This window comes from Pseudarthrobacter phenanthrenivorans (assembly GCF_036455295.1).
GTDB classification, from domain to species: domain Bacteria; phylum Actinomycetota; class Actinomycetes; order Actinomycetales; family Micrococcaceae; genus Arthrobacter; species Arthrobacter phenanthrenivorans_C.
Window position 1 is genome coordinate 143,516 of sequence record NZ_JAYXNX010000005.1, and the last position, 20,636, is coordinate 164,151.

Here is a 20,636-nt window from a genome sequence, read left to right on the forward strand (position 1 = left end):
CGCCGGCGCGGGCTGCTGCCTGCGCCGGCGGTGGTCCGCAGCGGTAGAGGGAGGAAAGGGGCCAGCGGGCCTAGCTGTCCTTCTTGCCCTCGTCGTTGAGGCGCTTCAGGGTTTCTTCGGGAGTCTCGGAGCCCGTGGCCGTGCTTCCGGTCTCCCCGTAGGTGAGCGAGGAAGCGTCGTTCGGCACCACCGGCGAGGCGGCAGCGGTGTCGCCGGCTTCGGCCGGGGGTTCGACGGCCGGCTCCACGACCTTGGTAACTGCCTGACGGTGGACGGTGGCCAGGTTTCCGGGGGAAAGTTCGAGGGTGACCTTGTTGTCGGCCTCGTCGATGTCAACGATCCGGCCGAAAAGACCAAAGCTGGTCATGACCTCCACGCCCGGGGCGAACTTCGACTGGAGCTGTGCCTGCTGCTGCTGCGTCTTCTTGTTGCGGCGGAACATCATGAAGACGAACACGCCGAGCATGACGAACAGGAGAATTGACATTGGATCCAAGGGGGAATTCCGTTCTTTTGCGGGTGCAGCTTGTTTACCAGCGACGTCGGCTTCGCTTCGGCCGGGGCTGGCATGATGCAGGCAGAACACCTGACAACTACTTCCCCACGCGACGGGGGCGTCAGGGCCTCCCGCGAAACAAAGACCCGAACGTGCCGGGCGTCATACCAGTCTAAAGGGAAAAGCTGAAGGGAGCCTGCTATTGGCCGTCCGGGGCCAAGTCTGCGGTCGGGGACTCATCTGCGCCGGCATCAAAAAGGTCCAGTTGCTCCTGCGCGAAGACACCGGCCGGGATGGCGTAGCCCAGGTGCGTCCACGCCGCCGCCAGGGCGATCCTTCCCCGCGGGGTACGTCCAAGCAGGCCTTCACGGACCAGGAAGGGCTCGGCGACCGTCTCCACGGTTTCGGTCTCTTCACCGACGGCGATGGCCAGGGTGGACAGGCCCACGGGACCGCCGCCGAATTTGGTGATGAGGGCGTCAAGGACTGCCCGGTCCAGCCGGTCCAGTCCCTTCTTGTCCACTTCATACATGTCCAGGGCAGCGGAGGCGGACCTGGCATCGATTTGTTCCACACCATGCACCAGGGCCCAGTCCCGGACGCGGCGCAGCAGTCGGTTCGCGATGCGCGGGGTCCCACGGGAACGGCCGGCGATTTCGGCGAACCCGGCGGAATTGACTTTGAGGTCCAGCAGCCCTGCGGAGCGGCGAAGGACCAGCTCCAGCTCAGGAACGGAGTAGAACTCAAGGTGTCCGGTGAAGCCGAACCGGTCCCGGAGAGGCCCCGGCAGCAATCCGGCCCGGGTGGTGGCACCCACCAGGGTGAAAGGTGGCAGCTCGAGGGGAATGGCGGTGGCACCGGCGCCCTTGCCCACCACGATGTCCACCCGGAAGTCCTCCATGGCCATGTACAGCATTTCCTCGGCAGGCCGGGACATGCGGTGGATCTCGTCGAGGAACAGGACCTCGCCTTCGGACAGCGAGGACAGGATGGCCGCGAGGTCCCCGGCGTGCTGAATGGCTGGTCCGCTGCTGAGGCGCAGCGGAGCGTTCATTTCTGCGGCGACGATCATGGCAAGGGTGGTCTTGCCCAGGCCCGGCGGACCGGAGAACAGCACGTGGTCCGCCGTCCGTCCGCGCATCCGGGAAGCCTGGAGCACCAGCGACAGCTGCTTGCGCACCCGGTGCTGGCCAACGAAGTCGTCCAGGTTCTTGGGCCGGAGCGCGGCCTCGATGGCCCGCTCCTCCGGCTCCTCCCCTGCGGCAACCAGTGAGGGTTCAGCCACGGGTGCCTACGCGGTTGCCGGCGCGTGCGCCGTCCTGGCCCAGCCAGCGGAGGGTGGTGCGCAGGATTTCCGGGACGTTGCCGCGGAAGGACACCTCAGGATCGTCGGCCAGGGCTTTGTCGATGCTGGCGGAGGCGTCTTTCTCGGACCAACCCAGGCTTGTCATGGCGGCCACCACCTGCGGCTTCCATGCCGCTTCTGCCGGGGTGGCGGCACCGGGGGCTGCCGGAGTTCCATGCGGCACGAGTTTCCCGGCCAGTTCCAGCACGATCCGGCCGGCCACCTTGGGCCCGATTCCGGGGACCTTGGTGAAGGTCTTGCTGTCCCCCGTGTGCGCTGCGACGCGGATGGCCTCCGGATCATGCACCGCCAGTACCGCCAAGGCCAGGCGGGGGCCGACACCGCTGACACTGAGCAGGATGTCGAATACCTCACGTTCGTCATCCGAAGCGAAGCCAAAAAGCGTCAGCGAGTCTTCCCGGACGATCAGGGAGGTGAACAGTTGCCCCTCTTCGCCCACCCGCAGGCGGCTGAGGGTCTGCGGCGTGGCGTAGACACTCATGCCCGCACCGTTGAGGTCAATCACTGCCGTTGACAGGCCAACGTGCGCTACGGTTCCGCGGAGGAAACTGATCAAGGCCGGGCTCCCGTTTTTCTGCCGGACCCAATATTGTGGCCCCGACTATCCGAACATATCTACGAATACCCTAGCAAGCAGCAGGGACAATCAGCGTGCGCGGCGCGCCTTCGCCTCGGCTTCGGCCCATGCCCGCTGGGCAGGCGTGAGGGATGAACTGCCGGGGCCGGTGGTTGCCAAGGCCGCCCCGCTTCCGGCCCGCCACGCGTGTGTGATAGCCAGCGCCAGGGCGTCGGCAGCGTCAGCCGGACGCGGCGGGGCATCAAGCCGGAGGATCTTGGTGACCAGCTTGGTCACGGCGTCCTTGTTGGATGACCCGCTTCCGGTCACCGCCGCCTTGACCTCCGACGGCGTATGCAGCGCCACCGGGATTCCCCGCCGGGCCGCAGCCGCGATGACCACGCCGGAGGCCTGCGCAACGCCCATCACGGTGCTGACGTTGAGCTGTGAGAAGACGCGCTCGACGGCGAGGACCTCCGGCTCATAGCGGTCCAGCCATTCGTCAATGGCGGTGGCGATCACCAGCAGGCGCCGGTCGAGGGTCTCGTCCGGGGATGTGCCCACGACACCGACAGCCACCATGCTGGCGCGGCGGTTCCGCTCGACATCCACCACACCGATGCCGCACCGGGTGAGGCCGGGATCGACGCCGAGGACGCGGAGGGTCACGCCTGCACCCGCGCCCTGGACGCTGCCGGGGCCAGCCCGCGCGGCCGATTAACTGGCAAGGCCGGACGTCACTCTGATTCCAGGGCAGCCTGGACTTCGTCGCTGAGGTCGGCGTTGCTGTACACGTTCTGCACGTCGTCGAGGTCCTCGAGGGCGTCGGCGAGCTTGAGGAACTTGCGCGCGCCGTCCACGTCGAGTTCAACCTGCATTGAGGGCACGAACTCCACTTCGTCCGTGTCGTATTCGATGCCGGCTTCCGTCAGCGCTTCACGGATGGCTTGGAGGTCGCCCGGCTCCGAGTGGATCTCAAAGGTCTCGCCGTTGTCCTTGACTTCCTCCGCGCCCGCGTCGAGGACTGCCATCAGGACGTCGTCCTCGCTCAGGCCGTTCTTGGGCAGGTTCACCACGCCCTTCCGGGTGAAGAGGTAGCTGACCGAACCGGGGTCGGCGATGGTGCCGCCGTTGCGGGAGATGGCCAGGCGCACTTCGGAGGCCGCCCGGTTCTTGTTGTCGGTAAGGCACTCGATCAGCAGGGCGGAGCCCTGGGGGCCGCGGGCCTCATACATGATTTCGGTGTAGTCCACCACTTCGCCGGTGAGGCCGGCGCCGCGCTTGATGGCGCGGTCGATGTTGTCGTTGGGAACGGACGTCTTCTTGGCCTTGGTGACAGCCAGTTCCAGGCCGGGGTTGCCGGCGAGGTCCGGTCCGCCCATGCGGGCTGCAACTTCGATGTTCTTGATCAGCTTGGCAAACGACTTGGCGCGGCGGCTGTCAATGATCGCCTTTTTGTGCTTGGTCGTTGCCCATTTGGAGTGGCCTGACATGGCTTTACGCTTCTCCTCTGATCATTCGGATAAAAAGTTCATGTACGCGTTTTTCGCCGGTCACTTCCGGGTGGAAGGAGGTGGCCAGCAGCTGGCCGGAACGCACTGCGACAATTCTAGCCGCCCCGGGGAGCGATGCGGCGTGCGACGCCTGCCCGGGATCCGCCGGTTCCACCTGGGCCAGGACCTCCACGTCCGGCCCCACGCGCTCCACCCAGGGACCGCGAATGAAGACCGCGTGCACCGGGTCCACCCCGGATTCGGTGGCGCTGAAGTCCAGCCCCTTGAAGTCCAGGTCGGTTTCGAAGGACTCGCGCTGCCGGCCGAACGCGTTGCGGCGGACGGTGATGTCCAGGCCGCCGAAGGTCTGCTGGGGCGCACCGGACAGATCGGTTGCGGGGTCTGCGATGTCCGAGGCGAGGAGGATCAGGCCTGCGCAGGAGCCATAGACGGGCAGTCCCTCGGCGATGTACTTGCGGAGGGGGTCGGCGAGCTCGAACGCCCGCGCGAGCTTGTCGATGGTGGTGGACTCGCCACCTGGAATGATGAGGCCGTCCAGGCCGTCCAGTTCCTCCGGACGGCGCACGGGCACGGCCTGGGCGCCCGTGGCTTCCGCGGCACGCAGGTGCTCGCGGAAGTCTCCCTGGAGGGCCAGGACGCCAATCTTCAGGCCCGAACCCACGCGTGCAGGAGCAGCAGATGGGGGATTTGTCATCCCTCCAGCATACGGGCCGGGACGGATGGCCGAAGCCGCAGGCTCGCGGCCGGCAAAGGTTGCATGCCCCTGCTGGGATATATTCAAAACATGGTCTTCTTCAGTGTTCCGCTCGGCAAGCTGGTCCGCAGGGTGTCCCGGCTCCGGGGTGGCGGATCCGCCCTGCCAGGCCTGGTGGTCGAGAAAATCGACCCCGGCTTCATGCGGCGCACGCTCACCACCCTGCCCCACGGTGTTGCGGTGGTCAGCGGCACGAACGGCAAGACCACCACCACCAAAATGGTGGTTGAGCTGCTGGAAAGCCAGGGCCTGAAGGTGTTCACCAACCGCACCGGAAGCAACTTCACGCGGGGTGTGGCGGCTGCCCTCCTGGGCGAGGTTGACTGGCGCGGGAGGCTGGACGCGGACGTCGCTGTCCTGGAGCTGGACGAAGCGCATGCGGTCCACTTCGTGAACAGTGTCCCGCCCCGATACTGCCTGCTCCTCAACGTGCTGCGCGACCAGCTGGACCGCTTTGGCGAGATCGACAAGACTGCGCAGCTGCTGCAGCACATCGCCGCCAAAACCACCGGAACCGTCGTCCTGAACCGTGAAGATCCAAGGGTCGCCAGGATCGCGGACACGCTGACGGGGCAGGAAGTCAAGTACTTCGGGCTTGACCACTCCCTGCTCAGCACCTTTCCCAACGACGACGACATGCGCGCCGCTCCCGGCAGCCCGGCTCCGGCGGGCCTGCCGGAAAAGCCCGCAGCCGACGTCGTACTCCGTAAGGTGGGCGCGGACAGCGCCGAGTTTGAGTACGACGGCGGGACGGTCACTACGGCGATGAAGCTGCGCGGCGTCTACAACATCTTCAACGCCGCCGCAGCCCTGACGCTGGCCCGGAGCATCTGCGGCGCCGGCGCCGCAACGGCAGACCACGCCACCTTGCTGGAGGCCCTGTCCCGGGTGGCCCCGGCCTTCGGCCGCGGTGAAAGCCTCACCGTGGAAGGCCAGCCGCTGGACCTGGTGCTGGTGAAAAACCCGAGCGGTTTCCGCCTGGGGTTGAAGTCTTTCCCCGCCGCCGGGTACGCAACCATGGTCGCCATCAACGACAACTACGCGGACGGCCGCGACATGTCCTGGCTCTGGGATGTCGAATTCGACTCCCTCCGCGAGGGCGGGGTGGACGTTTTGACCGGGTCACGGGCCTACGACATGGCACTGCGGCTGCAGTATGACCTGGTTCCCGTTGGAGCGGTGGAAACGGAAATCCCCGCCGCCCTGGCAGCGTTCATCCGTGAGGGGCGGGGCAAGCCCAAACGCATCTTCTGTACCTACACCGCCATGCTGGCCATCCGCCGCGAACTGTCCAAAATCACCACCGTGGAGGTTGTCTCGTGAACCAGGCAGAAGCAGCGGCCACGGACGGCCGGTCCAAGGGCACCATCCGCGTGGTCCAGCTGTACCCGCGCGACATGAACATCTACGGCGACTGGGGCAACGCCCTGGTGCTGCAGCGCCGCATCCAGTGGCACGGCTACACCCCGGAACTGCTTGAGTACAACGTTGGCGATCCTTTTCCGGAGGACGTGGACATCATTGTCGGCGGCGGTGGCCAGGACAGCGGCCAACTGGTCATCCAGGACGACCTGCAGGCCCGTGCCGGGCAACTGAAGGACCTGGCGGAGGACGGCGCACCCATGCTTGTCATCTGTGGCCTTTACCAGCTTTTCGGCCGGTTCTTCAAGACCCGCACGGGCGCGGTCATCCCGGGCATCGGCATCCTTGACGTGGAAACGCACGGCACCGATGAGCGCCTGATCGGCAATGTCAAGGTTTCTACCCAGGAGTTCGGCGAAGTCCTGGGCTACGAGAACCACAGCGGCCAGACGACCCTGGGCACTGGGGTCCGCCCGCTCGGCACCGTCCCCAAGGGCACGGGAAACAACAGCAACGACGGCCACGAGGGTGCCCGCTACCGCAACATCGTGGCCAGCTATCTGCACGGCTCGCTGCTCCCCAAGAACCCGGCCATCGCGGACTTTCTGATCCGCACGGCCGCTGAGCGCAAGTTCGGCAGCTTCTCCCCCGGCAACCCGGACGACGCCTACGCACTTCTGGCCCGCGAGCACGCCGGCCGCCGTCCCCGCTGACCCCAAAAGGGCCGCAGGAACAGGAGGTTTCAGGGGCGCGTTACCGCCATTGGAAGTACTCCCGGTGGATGTTGGCGCGGCGCACACCTGCTGCCCGGAAGCCTTTCCGGAACTGCCGCAGCATGGCGTCGGGGCCGCCCATGAAGACAGACAGATGGCGTGGCTCCGTGTCCACCGCCGCGATGACGGCCTCCGGCGTCAGCCTCCCGTCCCTTCCGGTGTCAACAAGATGGACCGCCAGCCGCGGATGGTTCCGGGCGATGGCGGTGATCTCGTCCGCAAACGGGGACTGCCCCGCCGAGGTAACGAATAAGTGGACGTCTTCCTGGAGTTCCCCGTCAAGGGACCGCAGCCAGCTGAGGAAAGGCGTGATGCCCACACCACCGGCAACCCATACCTGATGGGCAGTGCCGCGGTGCCTGTCGAAACGGCCATAGGGTCCGCCCACCACCGCAGGCATTCCCGGCTGGACCACGTCGGGAAGCCTGGTGGTGTGGTCACCCAGGGCTTTGACGGTAATGCTGATCCCGCCTTCCGGCGCGGGGCCGGAGATGGAGAACGGGTGCCGCTGCCAGCCATCCGCCGTCTCGAGATAGACCATGGCGAACTGTCCCGGCTTGAAAGCCAACGGCCGCCCGAGGGGCTTGAGCGCAACCTCCAGCAGGTCCGGCGCAACCGGCCGCACGGCTGCCACCTGGTAATCGTGGTGCGGCAGGAAGTGGCGCGCCAGCAATTCACGGTAGGCGTAAAACGCAAGTCCCGTTCCACCGATGGCCACGTAGCTCCACCGAAGTGCGGGCACGGCAGCGAACGCGCTGGCATCGAGCAGGCCGTGCAGGAAGCCCGCCGCCAGGAACAGGCCGGTGAGCCGGTGGAAACCCCGCCAGCGTTCGTAGCCACCGAGCAGGCGGGCCACCAGCCGGGCCGGCCGGGTTTGCAGCGTGGCGACCACCAGGCGGCGGACAGGCGCCGGAAGCATGGTGCGCCAGCGCGGCAGGACGGCCCACACCACCAGGGCCGCGAGACCGGAAATAGCCACTACCGCCAAGGTCTTTCCGAGGCTGGTGGCTTCGGGATTGGACGCCATTTCTATGTGCGGCAGCAGCAGGACGGTTGCCGTGATGGCCGCCCTGCGGTGCCAGATGGCGGCGTGGTCGATCCCGCCGAAGATCGGCTCGACATGGGGAAGGGTACTGACCAGGACCAGTGCTATTGAGTACAGCAGCACCGATTCCCCGCCGAACAACTGCCCCACGTGTCCCAGGACAGGTTCACTGGCCGGGCGCGCCAGGTACCAAAAGATGCCGTAAACAGCCACCAGCGCCAGGATGACGGCGGGTCCCACCCACCGGAACGGTAAGCCCGCCAAGGCGCTCCCCGACCTCGTGCCGCGTTCGGTCATGGACCTGGCTCCCTTCGTCAGTGCCCAACCCCAGCGCTGCCAAGCATGACGCGCAGAATGCGGCCCGGACTGGACCCCATAGCGGCCATTGTAGGGATGGACGCTGGGAACGCGGGCTTTTCCGAACGATTGAGAAGCGTTGCACCTTGTGAAATGTTTGCCTGATGACGAACCCGCTCCTTTCCACCAGGCCGCTGCCCTACGCCCTCCCGCCCTTTGAGGGGCTTGCGGTGGACCAGTACCGCGAAGCGATAGAAGCGGGGATTGGTGCGCACCTGAAGGAAATCGAGGGCATCGCCGGCAACAGCGAACCGGCAACGTTCGGGAACACGGCCCTCGCGATGGAACGGTCCGGGCAGTTGTTGAACCGGGCAGCCGCCGCTTTCTTCACCCTGGTATCAGCGGACGCTTCGCCGGAGATCCGGGAACTCGAAACGGATCTTTCTCCGAGGTTCTCCGCCCACCAGGACGAGGTGTTCCTCAACCGGCAGCTGTTCGATCGTTTTGCCGCCATTGATACCGCAGGCCACGACGCCGAATCCGCCCGTCTTGTGGAGGAGTACCTTAGGGAGTTCCGGCAGTGCGGAATCCAACTGGATGCACCGGGCCAGGCGCGGCTGCGTGCCATCAACGGGGAGCTGGCACGGCTGGGCACCGAGTTCGGACAGCGGGTCAAGGAGGGAATGAAGTCCGCTGCCCTGCTGGTGGAGGATGTCCGCGAGCTGGCGGGACTGCCGGCCGACGACGTCGCCAGCGCAGCGGAAGCTGCCCGTGCCGCCGGGCACGGCGGCAAGTACCTGCTCACCCTGATCCAGCCGGGGAACCAGCCGGCACTGGCCGCGCTTGAGAACCGGGACGTCCGCCGTCGTCTGTTCGAGGCTTCCGTGGCAAGGGGCAGCGGTGGCGGCAGCCTCGATGTCCTGGATCTGGCCCGGGAGATGGCCGGACTTCGGGCGGAGAAGGCCCAGCTGCTGGGCTTCGCCAACTATGCCGAACTTGTGGCGGACCGCCAGACGGCACCGGATTTCGACACGGTGCGGACCATGCTCAGCCGGATGGCGCCGGCAGCCGTTCGCAATGCCGACGCCGAGGCTGAGGCACTGGCTGGGGTTGCCGGACACCCGCTGGAGCCGTGGGACTGGGCCTACTATTCGGCGAAGGTGCGGCGGGAGAAATACGACGTCGACGAACAGGCTCTGCACCCGTACTTTGAACTGGACCGGACCATAACGGACGGCGTGTTCTTTGCCGCCACGTCCCTGTATGGTGTCACTTTCCACGAGCGGACCGACCTGCATGCCTATCACCCGGACGTGCGCATCTGGGAAGTCCGCAACCAGGACGGCAGCGGCCTGGGCCTGTTCCTGGGCGACTACTATGCCCGTGAATCCAAACGGGGGGGCGCCTGGATGAACTCGCTCGTGGACCAGTCGGCGCTGCTCGGCACCAAAGCCGTGGTGATCAACACGTTGAACATCTCCAAACCGCCCGCAGGTGAACCGACCCTCCTGACCCTGGACGAAGTGCGTACCCTGTTTCACGAGTTCGGCCACGCCCTGCACGGGCTGTTCTCCAACGTGGCTTATCCGCGTTTTTCCGGCACCGCAGTGCCGCGGGACTTCGTGGAATACCCGTCCCAGGTGAACGAAATGTGGATCCTGTGGCCGGAGGTGTTGTCCAACTACGCGCGCCACCATGTCACGGGCGAGCCGCTTCCCCAGGACATTGTGGACCGGCTTGACGCATCCGCGCTTTGGGGCGAAGGCTTCGCCACCACCGAGTACCTGGGCGCAGCCCTGCTGGACCTCGCCTGGCACACGCTGGAGCCGGGCAACATTCCGGACGACGCCCTGGAGTTCGAGGCAAAGGCCCTTGCCGCGGCAGGGATAGACCATCCGCTGATCCCGCCGCGCTACCGGACTGGCTACTTCCAGCACATTTTCGCCGGCGCCGGATACGCGGCCGGGTACTACTCCTACATCTGGAGCGAAATCCTCGACGCGGACACCGTCGATTGGTTCAGGGAGAACGGAGGCCTGACCCGAAGCAACGGCGAACGCTTCCGGCAGGAGCTCCTCAGCCGCGGCAACAGCCGCGACCCCCTGGAGTCCTTCCGGGCCCTGAGAGGCCGCGACGCAGACCTGGCCCCGCTGCTAAAGCGCCGCGGCCTCGAGTAACCCCCCATCGATTGCTGAGCACTTGTCGTTTAGAGCCCCGAAAACGACAACTACGGAGCAATCGATGGTTCAAAACGCTTAAAGATGGACGACGCCGGTCCCCCACCAGGAGAGGTGAGGAACCGGCGTCGTCATAAAACGCAAGGCAAGGCGATCAAGTGCGACCAGGCGGTGGTGATCCGGCAGCACGCGTAAAAGGGGCCCCACGCTCCGCTCGCCGCGAAGCGGCCTCAGCGGAGCGCGGGGAATAGCGTGCAGAGGATCAGCGCCGCCAGGCGCCCCAATAGGACGCGAAGAGAGACTTACCAGCCGCGCTCAGCGAGACGGTGTGGCTGGGGGATCTCGTCGACGTTGATGCCCACCATGGCTTCGCCCAGCCCGCGGGAGGCCTTGGCGATGACGTCGGGGTCGTCGTAGAAGGTGGTGGCCTTGACGACGGCGGCGGCGCGCTGGGCCGGGTTGCCGGACTTGAAGATGCCGGAACCGACGAAGACGCCGTCGGCGCCGAGCTGCATCATCATGGCCGCGTCGGCGGGGGTGGCGATGCCGCCTGCGGTGAACAGGACCACGGGAAGCTTACCGGCTGCGGCAACTTCCTTGACCAGTTCGTACGGGGCCTGCAGTTCCTTGGCCGCCACGTACAGCTCGTCCTCAGGCAGCGAGGAGAGCTTGGCGATCTCCGAGCGGATCTTGCGCATGTGCCCGGTGGCGTTGGAGACGTCGCCGGTGCCGGCCTCGCCCTTAGACCGGATCATGGCCGCGCCCTCGTTGATGCGGCGCAGGGCCTCACCGAGGTTGGTGGCACCGCAGACGAAGGGAACCTTGAAGTTCCACTTGTCGATGTGGTTGACGTAGTCGGCCGGGGTGAGGACCTCGGACTCGTCGATGTAGTCAACGCCGAGGGACTGCAGGACCTGGGCTTCGACGAAGTGGCCGATGCGGGCCTTGGCCATGACCGGGATGGACACGGCGTCGATGATCTGGTCGATCATGTCGGGGTCGGACATGCGGGACACGCCGCCCTGGGCCCGGATATCGGCCGGAACGCGCTCCAGCGCCATGACTGCCACAGCACCGGCGTCTTCGGCGATGCGGGCCTGCTCGACGTTGACGACGTCCATGATGACGCCGCCTTTGAGCATCTCGGCCATGCCGCGCTTCACGCGGCTGCTGCCCGTGACGCTGTTCGCGGACGAACCGGCCTCGTTGCTTACATCAGGTGTAGACACAAAAACCCCTATGGGTAGACAGATGATCTTCGCCGGGCATGCGGCGGCAGCTGCCGGACGTGCACGCACGGATTGCCGGGTCCGTTGACCGGGCACTTATATACTAGTCCCCCGTAGCCCGGGGGACTTAATCAGGCTTAATCAGCCGGAGTGGGTTCTGCCAGGGCCTGCCGGCGCACCGAGGCCACCCGCTGCGCGACGGTGACCAGGCTCGCGGCTGCCAGCAGAACCAGCGTCACCAGGAGCACCACCGGCGGGAGCCCAAGCCCCGTCAGGCCCGTCACCACCAGGACGGAGACCAGGCGTTCGGCCCGCTCCGCAATCCCGACATTGGCGGTGAATCCCAGCGACTCCGCCTTCGCCCTGGCGTACGAGACAACCATGCCGAGGACAAGGCACAGAAGCGCGGAGACGGCGATGGGGGTGTTGCTGCCGCCGGTGAAGAACCAGACGGACACGCCCGCGAACAGCGCGCCGTCGGCGATCCTGTCCAGCGTTGAGTCGAGGAAGTTTCCCCAGCGGCTCTTCACGTTCTGCATCCGGGCCATGATCCCGTCCAGGACATCCGAGAAGATGAATGCGGTAATGAAGAGGGTGCCCCAGAAGAGCTGGCCCAGGGGGTAGAAGACGAGGGCCCCGGCAGCCACGCCGGCAGTGCCGAGGATGGTGACCGCATCCGGGGAGACGCCGATCTTCAGGAGCCAGCGGGCCAGCGGGGTAAACAGCGCGGTGAAGAAGCCGCGGGCATGCTTATTCAGCATCCGACTCCCCGGGCCAGGCGTCGGCCACCTGCTGCCGGACCTCGTCGAGCGTCTGGGTGATGGCCTTCGTCTGGGCGATGATGGGGAAGAAATTTCCGTCGCCGCCCCATCGTGGAACGATGTGCTGGTGCAGGTGGGCGGAAATGCCGGCGCCGCCTACCACTCCCTGGTTCATGCCGAGGTTGAACCCGCCGGGATTGGACACTTTGCGCAGGACGCGCATGGCGGTCTGGGTCAGGTCGGCAAACTCGGCTGTTTCTTCAACCGTGAGGTCTGTGTAGTCCGGGATATGCCGGTACGGGCAAACCAGCAGGTGCCCCGGGTTATACGGGAAGAGGTTCAGCACTACGTAGCAGGTCTTGCCACGGTGCACAATGAGCGCCTCTTCGTCGGTGCGGCCGGGGCCTACGCAGAAAGGGCAGTCGTTTTCGTTCTTGAACTGGTGCTGGCCGCCCTTGATGTAGGCCATGCGGTGCGGAGTCCACAGGCGCTGGAAGGCGTCCGGGACACCGGCGAGGGCAAAGTCGTCGGTAACGCCGTCATCGCCTGGATAGCCGGCGCCTGTGTTCTCCTGCACTGTGCTGATTCCGTTCGGCTAGCTGGTCCGGTTGCGGACGGCGTCGGTGATCCGCTTGACTGCTTCCGTCACGGGCACGCCGTTGTCCTGGCTTCCGTCGCGGAAGCGGAACGAAACGGCGCCCGCCTCGGCGTCGTCGCCACCGGCGATCAGCACGAACGGGATCTTGTCCTTGCTGGCGGTGCGGATCTTTTTGGGGAACCGGTCCGAGGAAGTGTCCACCTCAGCGCGGATGCCGGCAGCTTTAAGCTGGTCGACGACGTCGAACATGTACTCGTTGAAGGCCTCGGCCACCGGGATCCCCACCACCTGCACGGGTGCCAGCCAGGCAGGGAATGCTCCGGCGTAGTGCTCTGTGAGGACGCCCATGAACCGCTCCACGGATCCAAACAGGGCGCGGTGGATCATGACGGGGCGCTGGCGGCTGCCGTCGGCGGCCTGGAATTCCAGTTCGAAACGTTCGGGCAGGTTGAAGTCCAGCTGGATGGTGGACATCTGCCAGGTCCGGCCCAGCGCATCCTTGGCCTGCACGGAAATCTTGGGGCCGTAGAACGCGGCTCCGCCCGGATCCGGTACCAGCTCCAGCCCGGACTCCTGTGCCACCTCGGCCAGGGTCCTGGTGGCTTCCTCCCAGGTGGCGTCGTCGCCCACGTACTTCTCGGGGTCCTTGGTGGACAGCTCCAGGTAGAAGTCGTTCAGCCCGTAGTCCTTGAGTAGGTCCAGGACGAAGGTGAGGGTCTTGGTGAGCTCGTCCTTCATCTGCTCGCGGGTGCAGTAGATGTGGGCGTCGTCCTGTGTCATCCCGCGGACGCGGGTGAGGCCGTGCACCACGCCGGACTTCTCGTAGCGGTAAACGGAACCGAATTCGAACAGCCGCAGGGGAAGTTCGCGGTAGGACCGGCCGCGGGAACGGAAGATGAGGTTGTGCATGGGGCAGTTCATCGGCTTCAGGTAGTAGTCCTGGCCGGGCTTGCGCACGGTGCCGTCCTCGTTGAGTTCGGCGTCCACGTGCATGGCGGGGAACATTCCGTCCTTGTACCAGTCCAGGTGCCCGGAGACCTCGTAGAGGTGGCCCTTGGTGATGTGGGGGGTGTAGACGAACTCGTAACCGGCTTCAACGTGACGCTGCCGGGAGTAGTCCTCCATCTCCTTGCGGATGATGCCGCCCTTGGGGTGGAAGACGGGCAGGCCGGAGCCCAGTTCGTCCGGGAAGGAGAACAGGTCCAGCTCGGAACCCAGCTTGCGGTGGTCGCGGCGCTCGGCCTCGGCGATCCGCTCCTGGTAGGCCTTCAAGGCGTCCTTGGTGGGCCAGGCGGTGCCGTAGATGCGCTGAAGCTGCTGGTTCTTCTGGTTGCCCAGCCAGTAGGCGGATGACGAACGGGTCAGTGCGAAGGCGTTGGAGATGAGCTTGGTGTTGGGCAGGTGGGGGCCGCGGCAGAGGTCGCACCAAACGGTGGTGCCTTCCTTGCGCTCCACGTTGTCGTAAATCGTGATGTCGCCGGCGCCGACCTCAACGTTGACGCCTTCCCCGGCTTCGGCGGCTTCGTTCTTTTTCCCAAGGAGCTCGAGCTTGTAGGGCTCGTTCTTCATTGCTTCGCGGGCCTCATCCTCGCTGACCACGCGGCGGACGAACTTCTGGTTCTGGTTGATGATCTTCTGCATCATCTTCTCGAGGGTCTTGAGGTCCTCGGGAGTGAATGGCTCGGCTACGTCGAAGTCAAAGTAGAAGCCATCAGTGATGTAGGGGCCGATCCCAAGTTTGGCGTCAGGACGCAGCTGCTGCACGGCCTGGGCCATGACGTGGGCTGTGGAGTGGCGCAGGACGTTCAGGCCGTCCGGCGACTCAATGGTGACACCCTCCACTTCGGCGCCTTCGGGGAGTTCCTGGTCCAGGTCCTTCAGTTCGCCGTTAACGCGGGCTACAACGACATCACGGCGCTCAAAGAAGAGTTCCGCACCGGTGGTCCCGGTAGTCACCTTGGTCTCTTCGCCGTCGACGAGAAGGGTGATCTGCTGGGCATCTGACACGGGTGTCTCCTATTCAAAGTTGAGGCTTCATAGCTTGCGGCATACGGGGACCACAGCCAGCCACCGTCAATGCTATCGGTTCGGCTCAGGGCCGACCAACGCGGCACACGGGTGCACCGAACGGATGTCAGCCGTTGAAACCGGTGATGGCAAGGGCCCTGCTGATCCCATCAAGGGGATGTGGCACGTCCTCGACGGAGGCGGGAACGGACTCCGGGAAGGGCAGGGTCTCCGTCCGGCTCAAGTCCCACGCCATGCTTGCACTCAGGCTGATGCCCCGCGGCCCCGTCCTCCGGGTAGTGCCGCGGATCAGCAGCAGCCGGGTCCCGAACAGGAGCGGACCAGCGCTTTCCTGCGCTTCGTGGAAGAAGACCGCATCCACGCAGCCGGTGCCGTCGTCGATACTGATGAACACCACCCTCCTGCCGCCGCGCATGGGAGGCGTCTGGGTGGCCACCCGCACGCCTGCCACCAGCACTTCAGTTCCGTTGCGCAGGCTGAGGAGCTGATCCGCGGTGGTGACACCCAGTTTTTCCAGCAGCGGCCTGTGGCTGTCCATCAGGTGGGTGCTGACGTCCACAGCCATAAGGTCGAGCTCGGCCCTGACGTTTTCCACCAGTGTGGGAGCCGGAAGCCCGGGTTTGAGGTTGCGCAGTTCGACGTCGCCCAGGGGAAGCGACAGCTGCCCTTCCACCACTTCAACGCTTTTACGCGGGTTGTTCGCGGCCTGGAGTTGCTGCAGGTGGTGCACCAGGTCAGCCCGGTTGGCAGGGCCACCTGCTTCGCGGTGCAGGGAGTCAAAAGCCCCCAATTGCGCAAGCCGCCTGATGCTTGGCTTGCTGAGCCGCGAGCGCGCCCTGAGGTCTGCCAATGAGTCATAGGGCTGTCCGGCCACGATCCGTTTCAGTTCAGCAGCAGACAACCCGTAGATCCCGTTGAGGCTGAGCCGGATCCCCAGCTTTCCTTCGTCCCGGCCGGACGCTATCCGCTCAACCCGGTATTCAGCTTTGCTTCGGTTGATGTCCAGGGGAAGGATGGGAATGCCCATCCTGCGGGCCTCAGCCACCAGCAGCCGTTTTGGGTACATGCCGGGGTCGTGTTCCCACAGTCCGGCAAGAAAGGCTTCGGGATGGTGTGTCTTCAGCCAGGCCGACTGGTAGGTGGGTACGGCGAATGCGGCTCCATGGGCCTTGCAGAAGCCGAAACTGGCGAAGGACTTCAGTGTCCCCCACACCTTGTCCACCACATCAGGGGTATATCCCCTGTCTTTGGCGTTCTTGCGGAAGTATTCCTCCACCTGCGCTTCACCGCTCTCGCTGCCCAACGCCCGGCGGAATTCGTCTGCTTTGGCCAGCCCGCAGCCGGTCATGGTGTCCAGGGTTTTGAGGATCTGCTCGTGGAAGACCGTGACGCCATGGGTTTCCTGCAGCACCGGTTTGAGGTCCGGGTGGGGATAGACCTCAGGAGCGAACCCGTGCCGGTGTTCCAGGAAGGGCCGCACCATGTCCGATTTCATGGGTCCCGGGCGGAACAGTGAGATGTCGATGATGAGGTCGTTGAACTCCCTTGGCGCCATCTTGCCGATCAGTTCCCGCTGCCCGGGGGATTCAATCTGGAAGCAGCCAAGGGTGTGGGTGCTCCTGATCAGCTCATAGGTAGCTTCGTCGTCGAGGGGAACAGCGTTGAGGTCGATCCTGCCATCGGCTGCTATGTAGTCGGGGCCGGAGCCATCAGGGCCTTGGGGGTGTCTGCCTGCCGCCACCACCTCCTCTTTGCCGGGGTGGATCCGGATAATTTCCCGGACGGCGAACGCCATGGCACTTTGCATCCGGACGCCAAGGACATCGAGTTTGAGCATTCCCATGGGGTCCATGTCATGTTTATCGAATTGGCTCATGGGCAGTCCCAGGCCGCTTGGCTGGACCGGGGTCCTGTCCAGGAGCGTGGCATCACCCAGGATGACCCCGCAGGGGTGCATGGAAATATGCCTGGGGAGCCGGTCGAGGCGTTCGGTCAGGTCCACCAGCAGATCCAGCTGCTGGTTCCCGTCGGCGTCGCGCCGCTCAACCCGGCCAGCAAATTCCCGCAGCTCGGGTTTTTCCTGCAGCGCCTCACGGAACTTCCGCGCTGAGAACCGCCACAACTGCTTGGCGATCTCCCCCACTTCGCCGTCGTCCATGCCCAGCGCCAGCCCGGCGTCGCGCACTGCTCCCCGCGCCCGGTATCCGTTCTGCATGCTCATCAGGGTGACCCGCTCGGATCCAAAGCGTTCGAAAATACGGCGGTAGACGTTGTGGCGCTCCGCGCTTTCGACGTCGATGTCAATGTCCGGAAGGGTGGCGCGGTCGTTGGAGAGGAAGCGTTCAAAAATCAGGTCATGCTGAAGCGGGTTAACGTGGCTGACCTCGATCAGGTAATTGACCAGGCTGGAGGCACCCGACCCCCTGGCCGCGGCCCTGACCCCCATGTCCTGGATCATCCGGGATACTTCAGCCACCGTCAGGAAGTAGGAGGAGAAGCCAAGGTTTTGGATGATCGCAAGCTCATGGTCCAGCCGGGCAAGCACTTCCTGTTCCGCCTTACCGTTGACGCCAGGGAAACGCCTGCCGATTCCTGACTGGCAGCGCTGGATAAGTTCGGCGTGGGGATCCTGGTTGATGCCGATGACCGATGCCTCCGGAACCACGGGCTGCTTCCAGCCCATGTCGGTGACGGGATCGATCCGGCAGAGGTCCGCGAGCGCCTCTGTCTGCGCCATCAGCTGCTTAAGGTCCGCGGCACCATACCCTGCAGCGGAAATGATTTCCCTGCCCAGCCCCAGCATCTGTTCCCGGGTTTTCAGCCATCCCTGTCCGGTGGGCTGCAGGAGCGGCTCGCCCGCCAGTTCCGGCAGGGACTTCAGGGTCCGGGCAGAGTCAAGGACGTCGGCGGTGGGCGCTCCGTCCGCTGCGCAGTACCGCACAGCGTTGGTGAGGATGGCAGGTATGCGGTGTTCCTCGGCCAGCCTGAGCATGCGGACAGCATGCGCGGTGCTCAATGCCGTCCCCGGCGCACTGAGCTGGGAGACGATTTCCGCCGCCACCGTTCCTGCCGGCATGGCGTCCACCCATTGCTTGAACAGGGTGCGGGGACGCAGGTAGCGACGTCCGCCCATGGCCCGTCCCACATCTGAATCAGGGCCCAGCAGGACGGTCAGCACCGGTTTAAGGGTTTGCGGATCAAGGGTACGGGAGGCGAGTTCGGCACGGGTGACCGCCGCAGGAACCACTCCCCCGGCTTTCCCTGAGGTCCTGGCATGGGCATCGGACACCAGCCGGCAAAGCGCACGGTACCCTGCGCCGTTGTTCTGGCCCCTGGCGAGGACCACTACCCTGCCGGAGACCTGGGTGCGGTGATCACCGTCGACGTCAAAAACCGCAAGATCCACCCCCACGATGGGGTCGATGCCCGCAGCCATGCAGGCTTTGAGGTGCTTAATGGTTCCGTACAGGCCGTCCCTGTCCGTGCATGCAAGGGCGGTGGCGCCGTCCGCGGCGGCTGCCATGGCAAGTTCCTCGGGCCAGGAGACGCCGTAGTGGGCACTGAACGCAGTGGAGACGTGAAGGTGGGTGAAACTCATGCTGTTCCGCGTTCAAGCAGTTCTGTGGCGTAAACCGTCATGGATCCGCAGCAGGCGCCAGCGGCCGCTGCGGATATGGCGGGTCAGGTCAAGGGTGAGGGGTTCTACTCCGGCGGGTTCTTCCGGAGATCCGGGGCGGGATGCCCTGCCGGCAGGCAGGACCTGGACCCGCCAGATCTCGTGGTCCACCACACCGGGCCCGCTTCCCAGTGGTGCCCTGCTGTCCTCAGCCCACCACTGCCGGCGTTCGTACCAGCGCACGGGTTCGGCGCAGAGTGTGTAGGACCTGCCTGCCCATGTCAAGGATTCTGGCTTACCGGAAACGGAACACACCACGTCAACGGATTCGCTGAACATGCCCACGCACACCTCCCGGACTAGCTTCCTGTATTGGTATTCGAATATGTATTCGAATAAAAACCAGTCTACGCCGGGTGGGAAGTAAAAAATAGCCGGGGGTGGACGGAGCGTGCGGCAGGGAGCAGGATGTTGGCATGAGTACCGATGACGCACTCCTTAAGCAGGCAAGCATCAAGACCCAGGACTCCACACTGGTGGCCACATTCGATATCGATGGCGCCATTCCGGGATCCGGCGCCTACGTGGTAGGCCTGATGGGAGCTTCGCCGGACTATTCATTACAGCGCCGGCTGTGCATCGAGTTTATGAACGGGGAGGCGATCGCCTGCTACTCGTTCAACCGCGACCAGGGAATCGAAGAAGACTACGACCTGGCAGGAGTGTCACATTCGAAAAACAGCATCACTGGAAGCTTTCCCCTGGCAGCCTTGAACGGGCTCGGACAGGGCCACCTATTGTCCGCCTTCAGCGAGGCGGACGGGCGTGAGTTCCAGCATGGAGTGCCGGTGGAGGAAGCCCTTTAGGGCATCCCCCACCCCCGTGCTAGCTGTTTTCCTTGTGGATCTTCAGTTCAAGTTCGATGAACGCTGAGATCATCGCCCGGTAGGTTGACTCCACAATGTCCGGATCAATGTCCTTTTTCTCGGCGGCGGAGCGCACATGTTCGATGATGCGTTCCACCCGGCCAGGGGCGCGTACTTCGGCGTCATCGCCCTTGAGCGTCCCGGCAATCCGGATCAGCCGTTCGCGGCGGGCGATGAGCGTGACAATCTGCTCATCCACCTCGTCAACGGCAATCCGGACGGCAGCGAGCTGTTCCCTGTCGGCCCGGGCATCCCTATCGTTTCCTTGAATTGTCGCCATCATCTGACAGTATCGAAGCATGGAGCCCAGAGTCGACTTTATCTCCCTCGGTGTCCGCAGCGTCCAGGATTCCCGCGCCTTCTATGTCGATGGCCTTGGCTGGCCAGTCCATCGCGAGGTTGCCGGCGAGGTGCTCTTCATCCAGGTGAACCATGGTCTGGTGCTTTCACTGTGGGACGCCCGACAGATGCAGGCGGAGGCCCTCACCAACGCACCCGCCGGCGTTCCGTGCATCACCCTCAGCCATAACTGTCCAAGCCCCGCAGCGGTGGACGCGGTGATGGAAGAGGCGGCGGCAGCAGGCGCTGCCATCATTGCGGAACCGGTTACCCAGCCGTGGGGCGGCTACACGGGGTACTTCGCCGATCCTGACGGCTTCCGCTGGGAAGTGGCGTACAACCCTGCGTGGGCAGTGGACGACGCCGGCACGGTCACCGTGTAATGACGCGCCCCGCCGCGCGGGGCTGCTGGGACGGGGACCCCATATAGCCACCTCCGCGGCGCAACAACACCAGGGAATACCCAAAGCCGCGCTACCGTTGACCGTAAGGAAACCTTTCAAGCGACGTTTAGGAGATCCCTGTGGACTTCACTCCCGAATCCGGCACCATCACCATGTTTTCCACCACTTGGTGCGGCTACTGCAACCGGCTGAAGAAGCAGCTGGATGCGCAGGGCATCGGCTACACCGAAATCAACATCGAAGAGGTTGACGGCACCGCCGAACTCGTGGAACAGCTCAACGGCGGCAACCGCACCGTTCCCACGGTCCTCTTCCCGGACGGCTCCGCAGCCACCAACCCGTCAGCTGCCGAGGTCAAGAGCCGCCTGGCCGCCTAGGCACTCCACGGCGGCGCT

Annotated in this window: 20 protein-coding genes; 6 read left to right on the top strand and 14 right to left on the bottom strand. The window is 64.9% G+C overall.

Features of this window, described 5'->3' with window-relative positions; all coding sequences use genetic code 11:
• Positions 1-70 precede the first annotated feature (70 nt).
• From yajC to pdxT, 6 genes are all read right to left on the bottom strand, one after another.
• Positions 71-487 carry a preprotein translocase subunit YajC gene (gene yajC, locus VXJ37_RS08480; RefSeq protein WP_331322601.1) on the bottom strand — a complete coding sequence of 139 codons (417 nt, stop codon included), beginning with the start codon at positions 485-487 and terminating at the stop codon, positions 71-73.
• A gap of 208 nt (positions 488-695) precedes the next feature.
• The gene (ruvB, locus tag VXJ37_RS08485; protein WP_331322602.1) at positions 696-1,781 is read right to left on the bottom strand and encodes a Holliday junction branch migration DNA helicase RuvB; all 1,086 of its coding nucleotides are present in this window, start codon (positions 1,779-1,781) and stop codon (positions 696-698) included.
• Positions 1,774-2,418, bottom strand: coding sequence for a Holliday junction branch migration protein RuvA (ruvA, locus tag VXJ37_RS08490; RefSeq protein WP_331322603.1), 645 nt, complete (start codon positions 2,416-2,418; stop codon positions 1,774-1,776). The genes ruvB and ruvA overlap by 8 nt, the downstream gene beginning before the upstream one ends.
• A 90-nt stretch (positions 2,419-2,508) precedes the next feature.
• Positions 2,509-3,087, bottom strand: coding sequence for a crossover junction endodeoxyribonuclease RuvC (ruvC, locus tag VXJ37_RS08495; protein WP_331322604.1), 579 nt, complete (start codon positions 3,085-3,087; stop codon positions 2,509-2,511).
• 68 nt (positions 3,088-3,155) lie between these two features.
• Complete coding sequence (locus VXJ37_RS08500) at positions 3,156-3,911, bottom strand: YebC/PmpR family DNA-binding transcriptional regulator (RefSeq protein WP_018761454.1); 756 nt, start codon at positions 3,909-3,911, stop codon at positions 3,156-3,158.
• A gap of 4 nt (positions 3,912-3,915) precedes the next feature.
• Entirely contained in the window at positions 3,916-4,626 is a 711-nt protein-coding gene (gene pdxT, locus VXJ37_RS08505) for a pyridoxal 5'-phosphate synthase glutaminase subunit PdxT (protein WP_331322605.1), read from the bottom strand.
• Positions 4,627-4,716: 90 nt separating this feature from the next.
• Here pdxT and VXJ37_RS08510 point away from each other — a divergent pair, with 90 nt between their 5' ends.
• Positions 4,717-6,009: a MurT ligase domain-containing protein gene (locus VXJ37_RS08510; RefSeq protein WP_331322606.1), complete on the top strand. Its 1,293-nt coding sequence runs from the start codon at positions 4,717-4,719 to the stop codon at positions 6,007-6,009.
• Positions 6,006-6,761 carry a type 1 glutamine amidotransferase gene (locus VXJ37_RS08515; protein WP_331322607.1) on the top strand — a complete coding sequence of 252 codons (756 nt, stop codon included), beginning with the start codon at positions 6,006-6,008 and terminating at the stop codon, positions 6,759-6,761. Before VXJ37_RS08510 ends, VXJ37_RS08515 begins: the two co-directional genes overlap by 4 nt.
• A gap of 40 nt (positions 6,762-6,801) precedes the next feature.
• On the opposite strand, the gene VXJ37_RS08520 is transcribed toward VXJ37_RS08515, so the two are convergent.
• Entirely contained in the window at positions 6,802-8,163 is a 1,362-nt protein-coding gene (locus VXJ37_RS08520; protein WP_331322608.1) for a ferredoxin reductase family protein, read from the bottom strand.
• 164 nt (positions 8,164-8,327) lie between these two features.
• On the opposite strand from VXJ37_RS08520, the gene VXJ37_RS08525 reads away from it, so the two are divergent.
• The gene (locus VXJ37_RS08525; RefSeq protein ID WP_331322609.1) at positions 8,328-10,340 is read left to right on the top strand and encodes a M3 family metallopeptidase; all 2,013 of its coding nucleotides are present in this window, start codon (positions 8,328-8,330) and stop codon (positions 10,338-10,340) included.
• 302 nt (positions 10,341-10,642) lie between these two features.
• Here VXJ37_RS08525 and pdxS read toward each other — a convergent pair whose 3' ends face one another.
• The 6 genes from pdxS to VXJ37_RS08555 form a co-directional block, all read right to left on the bottom strand.
• The gene (pdxS, locus tag VXJ37_RS08530) at positions 10,643-11,569 is read right to left on the bottom strand and encodes a pyridoxal 5'-phosphate synthase lyase subunit PdxS (protein WP_141941605.1); all 927 of its coding nucleotides are present in this window, start codon (positions 11,567-11,569) and stop codon (positions 10,643-10,645) included.
• A gap of 137 nt (positions 11,570-11,706) precedes the next feature.
• Complete coding sequence (gene pgsA, locus VXJ37_RS08535; protein WP_141941607.1) at positions 11,707-12,330, bottom strand: phosphatidylinositol phosphate synthase; 624 nt, start codon at positions 12,328-12,330, stop codon at positions 11,707-11,709.
• Positions 12,320-12,907 carry an HIT family protein gene (locus tag VXJ37_RS08540; protein WP_331322610.1) on the bottom strand — a complete coding sequence of 196 codons (588 nt, stop codon included), beginning with the start codon at positions 12,905-12,907 and terminating at the stop codon, positions 12,320-12,322. The genes pgsA and VXJ37_RS08540 overlap by 11 nt, the downstream gene beginning before the upstream one ends.
• An 18-nt stretch (positions 12,908-12,925) precedes the next feature.
• Entirely contained in the window at positions 12,926-14,935 is a 2,010-nt protein-coding gene (gene thrS / locus VXJ37_RS08545) for a threonine--tRNA ligase (RefSeq protein WP_331322611.1), read from the bottom strand.
• A 127-nt stretch (positions 14,936-15,062) separates the two neighbouring features.
• Positions 15,063-18,554, bottom strand: a complete 3,492-nt coding sequence (locus VXJ37_RS08550) for a DNA polymerase III subunit alpha (RefSeq protein WP_331322612.1) — start codon at positions 18,552-18,554, stop codon at positions 15,063-15,065.
• 12 nt (positions 18,555-18,566) lie between these two features.
• Positions 18,567-18,917 carry a DUF6504 family protein gene (locus VXJ37_RS08555; protein WP_331322613.1) on the bottom strand — a complete coding sequence of 117 codons (351 nt, stop codon included), beginning with the start codon at positions 18,915-18,917 and terminating at the stop codon, positions 18,567-18,569.
• A 131-nt stretch (positions 18,918-19,048) separates the two neighbouring features.
• Between VXJ37_RS08555 and VXJ37_RS08560 the strand changes: the two genes are divergently transcribed.
• Positions 19,049-19,438 carry a hypothetical protein gene (locus tag VXJ37_RS08560; RefSeq protein ID WP_331322614.1) on the top strand — a complete coding sequence of 130 codons (390 nt, stop codon included), beginning with the start codon at positions 19,049-19,051 and terminating at the stop codon, positions 19,436-19,438.
• Positions 19,439-19,457: 19 nt separating this feature from the next.
• Here VXJ37_RS08560 and VXJ37_RS08565 read toward each other — a convergent pair whose 3' ends face one another.
• Positions 19,458-19,781: a chorismate mutase gene (locus VXJ37_RS08565; RefSeq protein WP_331322615.1), complete on the bottom strand. Its 324-nt coding sequence runs from the start codon at positions 19,779-19,781 to the stop codon at positions 19,458-19,460.
• 16 nt (positions 19,782-19,797) lie between these two features.
• On the opposite strand from VXJ37_RS08565, the gene VXJ37_RS08570 reads away from it, so the two are divergent.
• Together VXJ37_RS08570 and VXJ37_RS08575 are read left to right on the top strand one after the other, a co-directional pair.
• Positions 19,798-20,220: a VOC family protein gene (locus VXJ37_RS08570; protein WP_331322616.1), complete on the top strand. Its 423-nt coding sequence runs from the start codon at positions 19,798-19,800 to the stop codon at positions 20,218-20,220.
• A 140-nt stretch (positions 20,221-20,360) separates the two neighbouring features.
• A complete protein-coding gene (locus tag VXJ37_RS08575; RefSeq protein WP_043454512.1) occupies positions 20,361-20,618 on the top strand; it encodes a mycoredoxin in 258 nt (85 codons plus the stop codon).
• The last annotated feature ends 18 nt before the right edge of the window (positions 20,619-20,636 follow it).

What these genes read in the sequence shown, in the direction of transcription:
- VXJ37_RS08565 (WP_331322615.1), bottom strand. Translation starts at nt 19,781, where the DNA reads ATGATGGCGACAATTCAAGGAAACGATAGGGATGCCCGGGCCGACAGG.
- VXJ37_RS08500 (WP_018761454.1), bottom strand. Translation starts at nt 3,911, where the DNA reads ATGTCAGGCCACTCCAAATGGGCAACGACCAAGCACAAAAAGGCGATC.
- VXJ37_RS08560 (WP_331322614.1), top strand. Translation starts at nt 19,049, where the DNA reads ATGAGTACCGATGACGCACTCCTTAAGCAGGCAAGCATCAAGACCCAG.
- VXJ37_RS08550 (WP_331322612.1), bottom strand. Translation starts at nt 18,554, where the DNA reads ATGAGTTTCACCCACCTTCACGTCTCCACTGCGTTCAGTGCCCACTAC.
- VXJ37_RS08525 (WP_331322609.1), top strand. Translation starts at nt 8,328, where the DNA reads ATGACGAACCCGCTCCTTTCCACCAGGCCGCTGCCCTACGCCCTCCCG.
- VXJ37_RS08520 (WP_331322608.1), bottom strand. Translation starts at nt 8,163, where the DNA reads ATGACCGAACGCGGCACGAGGTCGGGGAGCGCCTTGGCGGGCTTACCG.
- pgsA (WP_141941607.1), bottom strand. Translation starts at nt 12,330, where the DNA reads ATGCTGAATAAGCATGCCCGCGGCTTCTTCACCGCGCTGTTTACCCCG.
- yajC (WP_331322601.1), bottom strand. Translation starts at nt 487, where the DNA reads ATGTCAATTCTCCTGTTCGTCATGCTCGGCGTGTTCGTCTTCATGATG.
- VXJ37_RS08570 (WP_331322616.1), top strand. Translation starts at nt 19,798, where the DNA reads ATGGAGCCCAGAGTCGACTTTATCTCCCTCGGTGTCCGCAGCGTCCAG.
- pdxT (WP_331322605.1), bottom strand. Translation starts at nt 4,626, where the DNA reads ATGACAAATCCCCCATCTGCTGCTCCTGCACGCGTGGGTTCGGGCCTG.
- VXJ37_RS08510 (WP_331322606.1), top strand. Translation starts at nt 4,717, where the DNA reads ATGGTCTTCTTCAGTGTTCCGCTCGGCAAGCTGGTCCGCAGGGTGTCC.